This window comes from Streptomyces sp. NPDC056883 (assembly GCF_042788835.1).
GTDB classification, from domain to species: domain Bacteria; phylum Actinomycetota; class Actinomycetes; order Streptomycetales; family Streptomycetaceae; genus Streptomyces; species Streptomyces stoeckheimensis.
In genome coordinates this window covers 104,886-115,467 of sequence record NZ_JBHUBS010000005.1, presented here as the reverse complement: position 1 = coordinate 115,467, position 10,582 = coordinate 104,886, and the positions used below count along the sequence as shown (strand labels likewise).

The window sequence follows — 10,582 nt, the reverse complement described above, 5'->3', positions numbered from 1 at the left end:
GGAGTTGTTTCTTGTTTTGGTCCGTGCGGGTGAAGAGTCTCGAGGGGGGGGGGGGATGTGGGGCGCCCGGCGGACGACGGTGGGGAAGACGGGGAGGGCCCCCCCCTTGGGGGGGCGGCCCCTTCCGCGTTCGTTCGTGGGTGCGTGCCGGGTCGGTCCTAGTTCGGGTTCAGGCCCTTGGCGCGCAGCCATGCCTGCGGGTCGACCGGGGAGCCGCCGCCCGGCCTCACCTCGAAGTGGAGGTGCGGGCCGGTGGAGTTGCCGGTGTCGCCGGAGTACGCGATCACGTCGCCGGCCTTGACCTTGCCGGACCGGATCTTGGCGCTGCTGAGGTGGCAGTACCAGGTCTCGGTACCGTCGGGCGCGGTGAGTATCACCATGTTGCCGTAGGCGCTGTTGAACTGGCTGCGCACGGTGCCGTCGGTGGCGGCCATGACCGAAGTCCCGTAGCCCACCGGGAAGTCGATGCCGGTGTGCACGGACATCCAGTTGACGCCCGCCTGCCCGAAGCCGGCGCTGAGGCCGTGCCGTGCGACGGGAAGCGCGAACTTGGGGCGGGCCGCTTCCTTGGCCGCCTCCTCCTCCGCCTTCTTCTTCTTTTCCTCGTCCTGGCGCAGGCGCAGGTCGATGCGCTCCTGGGTGCGGCTCGCCCGGTCCGCGAAGTCGCCGGCGTCGGCGCTGAGGGCGGTGAGCTGCGTGTCGAGCTTGCTGTTCGCGGCGACCGGCTTGATGGAGGCCGGGTCGGGCGCGGCCAGGGTGGTGGTCTCCTCGGACGGCTTGTCCGCACCGGTGAGCCCGCCCACGGAGGCGGCGGCGACACCCGCGACACCCATCACGCAGGCCGAGGGAACGGCCACGGTCAGCAGCGCGGAACGCTTGGCCGGGGTACGACGGCGGTTGTTGGCACCGGTCTTGGCGGAACCCGCCTTGGCGACGGGCTTCGAGCCGGGCTTGGAGCCGGCGCGGCGCGAGGGGCGCGGCTCGGCGGGCCCGGCCGGGGTGACCGGCATGGCCTGGGTGGGGAGATCGTGCACCCGGGTGTCCGTGTCCGTGTCCGCGTGGAAGTCGACGTCGACGTCGACGTCCGTGTCCTCGGCATCCGCACCGGTGGGGAGGTACGAGAAGACCGCGGTCTCGGTGTAGGCCGGCTCGCCCTCGGGCGAGGTCGCGGCGTAGGGCTCGTAGCCGTAGTCGTAGGCGTACTGCTGCGCGTGCTGTTGCTCGTGGGCCTGTTCCTGCACCGGCTCGGGGACGTGCTGCGGCTGCTGCTGTTCGTAGCCGGTGTACCCGTAGGTCTGCTCGGAGGCCGTGTTCCAGGCGGTGGCGTCGTAGGCGCCGGTCTCGGTCCCGTAGCCGGGGACCGACCAGTGGCCGGTCTGCTCGGCGGAGGTCTCGTAGCCGAAGGCGGTGGACTGGTAGTCCATGGAGACGCCGCCCTGGGTGGGGACGGTCGAGAGGTAGCCGTCGTAGCCGGCGTATCCCTCGACGGACGGCTGCGCGTAGCCGTTCTGGGGGGCGGTCCACGCCGTGGTGTCGTACGAGCCGGTGTCGTAGGAACCGTAGGCAGCGCCGTAGTTGTAGCCCTGTCCCTGTGTTTCATAGGACGTAAACGCTGAATCGCCAGCGAAAGTGGTGGTGGAAAGGCCGTCGTACCCAAAATCGGGGTACTGGCCCGACGAGGGGCGGTCGTTCACCAACTTCTCTTTCGCCTCGGCAGCGGGGGGCCTGGGTGGCCGAGGAACGTGGGGTTCCCCGGAGGAGAGCAGTGGCGTGACTGTACCCGGCGGTTACACGCAACGACAATCTTCGGAGGGTTTTGTGCTCGGCGGAACCGGGCATTCGGCCGCCTTTCGGTCGGCTGAAGACCCACCCTTGGCCTTGAGTTCGAAAACCGTTCGACTCGAGGTCGCTTTTCGCTCCCGCGGTCGAGGCGAGCTCGGTCGGGCCCGCTCAGGCGACGGAAGCGGCCCCGGGCTGCGGGACGGCGATCGGCCTGGGGCCGTCGAGCGCGCGCCGGACCGCCGCGATGACGGTGGGGTGCGCGGGCAGGGCGAGATGCCCGATGCCGGTGACCTGCACGTTTTCCGCGAGCAGGTCCGGGTGTTCGATACGGGCCGTCTCGGTCGGGTCCATCAGCTCGTCGAACTCGCTCCAGAACGCCACGCACCGGGTCCGGCAGCCGGGGGCGGGTGCGCGCAGTTCGGCGAGCACCTCGGAATCCGGGCGCATCTGCCGGACCAGGGGGTGCGCGTCCATGAAGGGCGCCACGCGGGTGCCGGAATGCGGGGTGCCGAGCGTGACGAGCGTGCGGACGCGCGCGTCGCCGCCGAGGCGCTGGACGTAGTACCGCCCGACCAGCCCGCCGAGACTGTGCCCGACCAGGTCCACCCGGTCCTGCCCGGTGTGCGCGCACAGCTCCTCGACGCGGCGGGCCAGGTGCCGGGCGGTGACGCGCAGGTCGCGGGTGAAGGGGGAGTAGTTGTACGCCTCCACCTGCCGCCGGCCGCCGGCCCCGAGGGAGCGGCGCAGCAGGACGAACACGGAGCGGTTGTCGGTGAACCCGTGGAGCAGCAGCACCGGCGGGCGCTCGTGGGTGGCGGTGGCGGGTCGCTCGGGCAGAACTCCGGTGGGATACAGCAGGATGTGCCCGCCGAGCACGATCGCTTCGAGTACGCCGGCCCGCAGCGCGGCCCCGGACATGGTCAGCCCCATCGACGGCCCCCCCGTAGGTCCTGGCGATTCGGGACCGGGGCGTCCGACCGCCCCGTGCCGTGCGGCTGTCGGCGCGGAGCGGTGGTACGCCATCCCACGTGTGATTTCCCCCTCGTGGTTGACCGCGAAACGGGGGTGTGCGCAATGCTGTACTTAACGTTCGTTCACTCGGGAGGCAGTGCGATGGGTGTGACCGGTCCGATCCGTGTGGTGGTGGCCAAGCCGGGCCTCGACGGCCACGACCGAGGCGCCAAGGTGATCGCGCGGGCCCTGCGGGACGCGGGCATGGAGGTCATCTACACGGGCCTCCACCAGACCCCCGAACAGATCGTCGACACGGCGATCCAGGAGGACGCCGACGCGATCGGTCTGTCGATCCTGTCGGGCGCGCACAACACGCTGTTCGCGCGCGTGCTGGAACTCCTCGCGGAGCGCGACGCGGAGGACATCAAGGTGTTCGGTGGCGGGATCATCCCGGAGGACGACATCGCTCCGCTGAAGGAGAAGGGCGTGGCCGAGATCTTCACTCCGGGCGCGACGACCACGGCCATCGTCGAGTGGGTCCGCGCCCACGTCCGCCAGCCGGCATAGCGAGGCGCCCCCGCCCGCCGGACCGCCCCCCGGCGCCTCAAGCGCCGGCGGGGCCGACTGTTGGGCGGCGGGCAGACGCGCCCGCGCGGCGCCGTTGCCGGGGGCCAGCCCCCGGACCCCCGCTCCTCAAAAGCCGGAGGGGCTGGATTTCGGCCGGCATAGGCCTGCATGTGCACGCCTTGGCGGGCTGGGTGGCATTCCCAGCCCCGCCGGCGTTTGAGGCGCGGGTCCGGGCAGCGCCCGGGGAACGGTGGAAGGGCGGGTAGGGGACTTTGCCCCGCAGGGCTCCTCCCCGCACCCCGCCGACGGCGACACCCCCGGGCGGGGGAGGCGCCCCGGCCGGGGGTGGCGGTCAGCTTGGCGGGGCCAGTTCCGCGTGCAGCGCGGCCCGTAGCCGCAGGGTGGCGACCAGTCGCTGGAAGGCCTCCGACCAGTAGGCCGCCGCACCCCCCTCCTCCACCGGCTCCGCCGCCAGCGCATCGAGCCGCCCCGCCTCCGCAGGATCAAGGCACCGCTCCGCCAGCCCCATCACCCCGCTGAAGCTCCACGGGTAGCCCCCCGCCTCCCGCGCGGAGTCCAGCGCCTCGATCACCGCCCTCCCCAGCGCCCCCGCCCACGGCACCACGCACACCCCGAGCAGCTGGAACGCCTCCGACAGTCCGTGCGCACGTATGAACTCCGCGACCCACGCCGCCCGTTCCTCATCCCCGAGGGTCGACAGGAGCTTCGCCCGCTCCGCCAGCGACGCCGTCGCCGGGCCCGCCGCGGGCGGTGCTGAGGCCGAGCCGAGCAGGGCCTGCGACCACGCGGGGTCGCCCTGCCGCACCGCGGCCCGGCACCAGGCCGCGTGCAGTTCCTCCGCCCAGCCCTCGGCCACCGGCAGCGCCACGATCTCCGCCGGGCCGAGCCCCCCGAACCGCTCCCGCCAGCACGACAGCGGCGCGGACTCCACCAACTGCCCCAGCCACCAGGCCCGCTCCCCGCGACCGGCCGGCGGCCGCTTGACCACGCCGTCGCGCAGCATCCCCGCATCGCATGCGGCGGGCGGCGTCACCCCCTCCGGGCCGACGCAGGCCAGCGCCCGCTCCGCCATCCGCCCGGCCAGCGCCGAGGTCGGCAGCGCGGACAGCAGCTCGGCCGCGGTCGCCCGGACATTGCGGCTGCGGTCGCCCAGCGCCGCCTCCAGGAAGGGCTCGTCGTCCGCCGACAGCCCCACCCGCAAGGAGTCGAGGAACATCAGCCGGTCCTCGGCCCGCTCGGTGCTCCACGTGGTCTCCAGCAGCCGCGGCCCGGCGGCCGCCTCGTGGGCCCGTACGAGGCCGAGCAGTGCGACCCGCTCCGCGAACAGCCCCTCCTGCCACAGCCGCTCCACCCCCGCCGAGTCCTCCGCGTCGGGCAGTTCGCCGGCGCCTCCGTATCCCCCGCGCAGCGCGAACCGCCAGTCCGGATTGAGCCGGGCCAGCCACAGCCCGCGCGTCCCGGCCAGGGCCAGGGCCGGCGGCCTGAGGTCGCTACGGGCCCGGGCGACGTCCAGCAGCGCGGGCACGAGCGAAGCCGGAGCCCGGTACCCGTGCTGTCCGGCGGCGGCCAGCCACTGCGGCAGCAGCTCCGTCAGGTCCGGGGCGGCCCCCCGCCGCCCGCTGCCGCTGCCCGCACCGGCGCGGCCCGCCAACAGCTGCGCGAGCCGCCGCCGGGCCGGCTCCGGAGGCTCGGGACGCGGGTCGTGCGGCGCGGGCTCGGGCCGGGGGCCCGCCTCGGCGGGTCTCAGCCCGGCCCGGCGCCGTACCGTCTGCACGGCCGCGGCCCCGAGCAGTGCCCCGGGACTGCCCCGGCGCCGCTCGGTGCCCAGCAGCGCGGCGGCCACCAGCTCGTCCCAGCCCGCGTCCCCGTAGGCCGGGTCCGTCGATCCGCCCGTCGTTCTGCCCGTGGTCGCGTCCGTCGTCGCGTCCGTCGTCGCGTTCGTGGTCGTGTCCGTGGTCGTGTTCACCGGATCCCCTCCCTCTTTCCTTCGCGTGCCGTGCCGTGTGCAGGCGGCTGCTCCGGTCCCGCCCCCTCCGCGGGACCGGAGCAGCTCGATCTCCCTGTGGCACACACGGCCGCACCTACGGCATCAACTGGCGTGGTTGTCGTCCACGAAAGCCCCCCGGCTCACTCGTCTCGATTGCGTCGGCGCCCCCGCGCCGCCGCCTTCCCCTGCCGCCCGCTCAGCCCAGCACCACCGGCTCCGAGGAGCCCGGCTGCCAGGCCGTCAGCGGGGTGAATCCGCGGTGTCCGCATTCGCCGAACACCGTCAACGGGCCGCCCCCCGAGAGCGCGGCCAGCTGCCACAACCCGGTCCCGGGCCGGCTCCCGGCCCCGGTCAGGGGCACGGGCAGGGCGGACGTCCCCTCCGCGTCCGCCAATTGCCAGGACACTGCGCCCTGTTGCGGGCCCTGGCCTTCCCCCTGCGCTCCTTCCTGTCGTCCCCCCGGTCCCCCTTGTCCTCCTTGTTGTCCTTGTCGTCCTCCCGGTATCGGCACCACCGGGCCGAGCACCACCGGCCAGGACTCCAGCCAGAGGTCCTCGCGCAGGGCCGCGCCGTAGGCCTCCAGTGCCGCGCCCGTGCTCACGCCGGTCGGCGCGGTCCGGCACGGTTCGGCCGGCGCGAACCTCTCCCCGAGGTCCGCCCGCAGTCCTGCGGAGCCGGGCCGGAAGCGGGCTTCCGCCTCCAGCACCAAGCCGACGGGCAGTGCCAGCCCCGGCGGTCGCCCGGGCGGGCCGAAGTCCAGGACCAGGGCCGGCCGCCCGCTCGCCAGCCCGCGCAGCCATATCCGGCGGGTGGTGAGACGGCCGTCCGGTGACGCCGTGTCGTACTGGGCCAGCACGAGCCAGTGGTCCCGTACGGCCTCGCCCTCCGTCCGGGGCTGCAGTCCCAGACGGCTGCGGACCGTCGCGGCCAGCGGCTCCGGCAGTCCCGAAACCCCCAGCCAGGCCCGGTCCAGCAGGTGCAGCAGCGCCGCCTCCTCCAGCATCCGGGCGGGCCAGCCGGCGCCGCAACTGGGTATCGTCCCCAACTCCCGCACCCGTGCCGCAAGTCCGGGTGCCTGGGCGTCGACCATCCGGGCGGCGGTCTCCTCCCAGGCCGCATATCCCGCCCGCTCCTGACCGGCGAGGCCGCCGCGCACCAGGTCGGCGAGCCGCTGTTCCAGCTCGGTGACGCCGGCGCCGATCCGGGCCGCCCGCCGCTCGGCCCGCTTGCGCGCTCCTTCCTCGTCCGCCGGCCCGGCCCGGCCGGAGCCGTCGGCCGCGGGTCGCGCGGCCTTCGCCGCCCGCTCCACGAGCCATGCGTCCGCCCAGTCCGGAGCCTCGGATGGGGTGCCGAGTCCCTCCGCGGCCCAGAGCAGCAACAGGCCCAGCGCGTGCTTGCACGGGAACTTCCGGCTCGGGCAGGAGCACTTGTACGCCGGCCCGGACAGGTCGACGACCGTCCGGTACGGCGTGCTGCCGCTGCCCTTGCACAACCCCCACACCGCACCGGAAGCGGAACCTCCGGTCTGTGACCACGGCCCCGCCGCGCCGAGCTTGGCCCCCGCCTTGCGTGAGGCGTCGTCAGGAGCCAGAGCCAGTACCTGTTCCGCTGTCCAGCGGACCCCCTGCTCAGTCATGTGTTCCACCGTAGAGACCCCCACTGACAATCGCTCTGACCTGCAACAACGCATCTCCCGTGGGGCGTTGTCAGTGGTCGGGTGCATCGTGGTTGCAGCAGTCGGAAGCGGCTGCGGAGCATTGGAGGGGGACCATGGCCACGACCGGGAACGAGACCACCGCAGAGGCGCTGCGACCGCACGCCGAAGACGCCTTCGCGCACGAACTGAAAGCCCTGGCCGCCGTCGACGACCGGCCCCGCCCGGCCCGCTGGAAGCTCTCCCCGTGGGCCGTGGCCACGTACCTGCAGGGCGGCACGCTCGAAGACGGCACCGTCATCACACCCAAGTACGTCGGCCCGCGCCGGATCGTCGAAGTCGCCGTCACCACCCTCGCCACCGACCGCGCGCTGCTGCTCCTCGGAGTGCCCGGCACCGCCAAGACCTGGGTGTCCGAGCACCTCGCCGCCGCCGTCAGCGGAGACTCCACCCTCCTCGTCCAGGGCACCGCGGGCACCCCGGAGGAGGCCATCCGCTACGGCTGGAACTACGCCCGCCTCCTCGCCCACGGCCCGAGCCGCGAAGCGCTCGTACCCAGCCCGGTCATGCGGGCCATGGCCGAGGGCATGACCGCCCGCGTCGAGGAGCTCACCCGCATCCCCGCCGACGTGCAGGACACCCTCATCACCGTCCTGTCCGAGAAGACGCTCCCGATACCGGAACTGGGCCAGGAGGTGCAGGCCGTGCGCGGCTTCAACCTCATCGCCACCGCCAACGACCGCGACCGCGGGGTCAACGAGCTCTCCAGCGCACTGCGCCGGCGCTTCAACACCGTCGTCCTGCCGCTGCCCGCCACCGCCGATGCAGAGGTCGACATCGTCGCCCGTCGCGTCGACCAGATGGGCCGCGCCCTGGACCTGCCCGCCGCCCCGGAGGGCCTGGAGGAGATCCGCCGCGTGGTCACCGTCTTCCGCGAGCTGCGCGGCGGAGTCACCGACGACGGGCGCACGAAGGTCAAGTCGCCCAGCGGCACCCTGTCCACCGCCGAGGCCATCTCGGTGGTCACGGGCGGCCTCGCCCTGGCCGCGCACTTCGGGGACGGCGTCCTGCGCCCCTCCGACGTGGCGGCGGGGATCCTCGGGGCCGTCGTCCGGGACCCGGCCGCCGACCAGGTCGTCTGGCAGGAGTACCTGGAGGCCGTGGTCCGCGAGCGCGACGGCTGGAAGGACTTCTACCGGGCCTGCCGGGAGGTGACGGCATGAGCCCGGGGAAGGCCGGCCAGGACGCCACCGGCCCGCTGCTGCTGGGCGTACGGCACCACGGGCCCGGCTCGGCCCGTGCGGTGCGGGCCGCCCTGGACGCGGCCATGCCCGTGGCGGTGCTGATCGAAGGACCGCCCGAGGGGGACGCCCTGCTCCCGCTGGCCGCGGACCCGGGGATGCGGCCGCCCGTCGCCCTGCTCGCCCACGCGGCCGACGACCCCGGCCGGGCCGCGTTCTGGCCGCTGGCCGACTTCTCCCCGGAATGGACCGCCATCCGGTGGGCGCAGGAGCGGGACCTGCCGGTCCGGTTCATCGACCTCCCGGCGGCGCACTCGCTGGCCGTACCGGACAGCGGGGAGGACGGCGGGGAGGACAGCGGGGAGGGGGACGGAGCGCCGGCGCCCGGGTCCGTACGGCTGGACCCGCTGGCCGTACTGGCCGAGACCGCCGGGTACGAGGACCCCGAGCGGTGGTGGGAGGACGTGGTCGAGCACCGCGGAGGGTCCGGACCGGCGGCCGACGCCGACCCGCTGGCCGTGTTCGAGGCGCTCGGAGAGGCCATGGGGGCCCTCCGCGAGGCCTACGGGGCGGGCGGCCACCACCGGGACCTGGTGCGCGAGGCCCACATGCGGCAGCGGATGCGGGCCGCGCGCCGGGAGTTCGGCGACGCCTACGCCGTCGTCTGCGGGGCCTGGCACGTCCCGGCCCTGCGGGCGAAGACCACCGCGGCCGCCGACAAGGCGCTCCTCACCGGGCTGCCCAAGGTCAAGGTGGAGACCACCTGGGTGCCCTGGACCCACCGGCGCCTCGCCCGGGCCGGAGGGTACGGCGCGGGCATCACCTCGCCCGGCTGGTACGCACATCTCTTCGCGGCCCGGGACCGGCCCGTCGAGCGCTGGCTGACCAAGGTCGCTGGCCTGCTCCGCGAGGAGGACCGGCAGGTGTCCCCGGCCCACGTCATCGAAGCCGTCCGGCTCGCCGACACCCTGGCCGCGATGCGGGGCCGGCCGGAGCCGGGGCTGACGGAAACCCTGGAAGCGGTCCGGGCGGTGATGTGCGACGGCTCCGACATACCGCTCGCGCTGATCGAGGACCGGCTCGTCGTCGGGGATGTCCTCGGCGAAGTCCCCGACGCGGCGCCCGTCGTACCGCTCCAGCGCGACCTGACCCGGCAGCAGCGCACGCTGCGCCTCAAGCCCGAGGCGCAGGACCGGGAGCTGGAGCTCGACCTGCGCAAGGACACCGACGCGGCCAAGTCCCTGCTGCTGCACCGGCTGCGGCTGCTCGGCATCGACTGGGGCGTGCCGACGGCCTCCCGGGGGAGCACGGGCACCTTCCGCGAGACCTGGCGGCTCTGCTGGGAGCCGGAGCTCGCGGTACGGGTGGCCGAAGCCGGCATCTGGGGGACCACCGTCGTCGGGGCGGCCACCGCCAGGGCCGAGGCCGACGCGGCGGGAGCAGCCGAGCTGGGCGAGGTCACCGCCCTGGCGGAGCGGTGCCTGCTGGCCGGGCTCTCCGGGGCGCTGCCCGCCGTCCTGCGGGCCCTCGCCGACCGGGCGGCGCTGGACACCGATGTGGCGGGCCTGGCCAAGGCACTGCCCGCGCTGGCCCGTTCGCTGCGCTACGGGGACGTACGGGGCACCGACGCGGCGGCGCTGGCGACGGTGGCGGCCGGGCTCGCGGAGCGGATATGCGTGGCGCTGCCGCCCGCCTGCGCGGCGGGGCTGGACGCGGAGGCGGCGGAGCAGCTGCGCGGGCACGTGGACGGCGTGCACGGCGCGATCGGGCTGCTCGACGCGGAGGGGCTGCGGGAGCGCTGGGCGGCGGTGCTGCGGACGCTGGCCGGGCGGGACACCGTCCCCGGGCTGATCCGCGGGCGGGCGGCGCGGCTGCTGCTCGACGACGGGCGGCTGCCGCCCGAGGAGACCGCGCGGCTGATGGGGCTCTCGCTGTCCCCGGCGTGCGCGCCGGCCGACGCGGCGGGCTGGATCGAGGGGTTCGCGGGCGGGGCCTCCGGCGGCGGCACGCTGCTGGTGCACGACGAGCGGCTGCTGGGGCTGATCGACGCGTGGCTGGTCTCGGTGCCGGAGCGGGCGTTCGTCGATGTGCTGCCGCTCCTGCGGAGGACCTTCGGTGGGTACGAGGCGGGGGTTCGGCGGACGCTGGGGGAGTTGGTGCGGCGGGGGCCGGGCGGTGGCTTGGCGGGGGCGGGAGCCGGGGCGGCGCCGGTCGGCTTCGGTTTGGAGCTGGACCCTGTCCGGGCGGATGCGGTGGTGGACCTGGTCCACCTGTTGCTGGCGGGCGCGCGGGGGTGACCGGGCCGCTGCGCGGGGCTGGGTCCCCTACCCGCCCTTCCACCGTTCCCCGGGCTCTGCCCGGACCCGTCCCCGGGTG

Annotated in this window: 7 protein-coding genes; 3 read left to right on the top strand and 4 right to left on the bottom strand. The window is 74.6% G+C overall.

Annotated elements, in window-relative coordinates:
- Window positions 1-158: 158 nt before the first annotated feature.
- Together ACFRU2_RS15130 and ACFRU2_RS15125 are read right to left on the bottom strand one after the other, a co-directional pair.
- The gene (locus ACFRU2_RS15130; RefSeq protein ID WP_382972068.1) at window positions 159-1,694 is read right to left on the bottom strand and encodes a peptidoglycan DD-metalloendopeptidase family protein; all 1,536 of its coding nucleotides are present in this window, start codon (window positions 1,692-1,694) and stop codon (window positions 159-161) included.
- A gap of 256 nt (window positions 1,695-1,950) precedes the next feature.
- Window positions 1,951-2,712, bottom strand: a complete 762-nt coding sequence (locus ACFRU2_RS15125) for an esterase/lipase family protein (RefSeq protein ID WP_382972066.1) — start codon at window positions 2,710-2,712, stop codon at window positions 1,951-1,953.
- A gap of 183 nt (window positions 2,713-2,895) precedes the next feature.
- On the opposite strand from ACFRU2_RS15125, the gene ACFRU2_RS15120 reads away from it, so the two are divergent.
- Window positions 2,896-3,303 (top strand): cobalamin B12-binding domain-containing protein, encoded by a 408-nt coding sequence (locus tag ACFRU2_RS15120; RefSeq protein ID WP_382972064.1) that lies wholly within the window; start codon window positions 2,896-2,898, stop codon window positions 3,301-3,303.
- Between the two features lie 352 nt (window positions 3,304-3,655).
- On the opposite strand, the gene ACFRU2_RS15115 is transcribed toward ACFRU2_RS15120, so the two are convergent.
- Together ACFRU2_RS15115 and ACFRU2_RS15110 are read right to left on the bottom strand one after the other, a co-directional pair.
- The gene (locus ACFRU2_RS15115) at window positions 3,656-5,290 is read right to left on the bottom strand and encodes a DUF5691 domain-containing protein (protein ID WP_382972062.1); all 1,635 of its coding nucleotides are present in this window, start codon (window positions 5,288-5,290) and stop codon (window positions 3,656-3,658) included.
- Between the two features lie 217 nt (window positions 5,291-5,507).
- Entirely contained in the window at window positions 5,508-6,947 is a 1,440-nt protein-coding gene (locus ACFRU2_RS15110; RefSeq protein ID WP_382972060.1) for an SWIM zinc finger family protein, read from the bottom strand.
- Between the two features lie 134 nt (window positions 6,948-7,081).
- Here ACFRU2_RS15110 and ACFRU2_RS15105 point away from each other — a divergent pair, with 134 nt between their 5' ends.
- Both ACFRU2_RS15105 and ACFRU2_RS15100 read left to right on the top strand, forming a co-directional pair.
- Window positions 7,082-8,188 carry an AAA family ATPase gene (locus ACFRU2_RS15105; RefSeq protein ID WP_250744079.1) on the top strand — a complete coding sequence of 369 codons (1,107 nt, stop codon included), beginning with the start codon at window positions 7,082-7,084 and terminating at the stop codon, window positions 8,186-8,188.
- Window positions 8,185-10,503, top strand: coding sequence for a DUF5682 family protein (locus tag ACFRU2_RS15100; RefSeq protein WP_382972058.1), 2,319 nt, complete (start codon window positions 8,185-8,187; stop codon window positions 10,501-10,503). The genes ACFRU2_RS15105 and ACFRU2_RS15100 overlap by 4 nt, the downstream gene beginning before the upstream one ends.
- Window positions 10,504-10,582 lie beyond the last annotated feature (79 nt).

Coding starts and splice junctions, on each gene's coding strand:
- ACFRU2_RS15125 (WP_382972066.1), bottom strand. CDS start 2,712: ATGGGGCTGACCATGTCCGGGGCCGCGCTGCGGGCCGGCGTACTCGAA.
- ACFRU2_RS15110 (WP_382972060.1), bottom strand. CDS start 6,947: ATGACTGAGCAGGGGGTCCGCTGGACAGCGGAACAGGTACTGGCTCTG.
- ACFRU2_RS15120 (WP_382972064.1), top strand. CDS start 2,896: ATGGGTGTGACCGGTCCGATCCGTGTGGTGGTGGCCAAGCCGGGCCTC.
- ACFRU2_RS15105 (WP_250744079.1), top strand. CDS start 7,082: ATGGCCACGACCGGGAACGAGACCACCGCAGAGGCGCTGCGACCGCAC.
- ACFRU2_RS15100 (WP_382972058.1), top strand. CDS start 8,185: ATGAGCCCGGGGAAGGCCGGCCAGGACGCCACCGGCCCGCTGCTGCTG.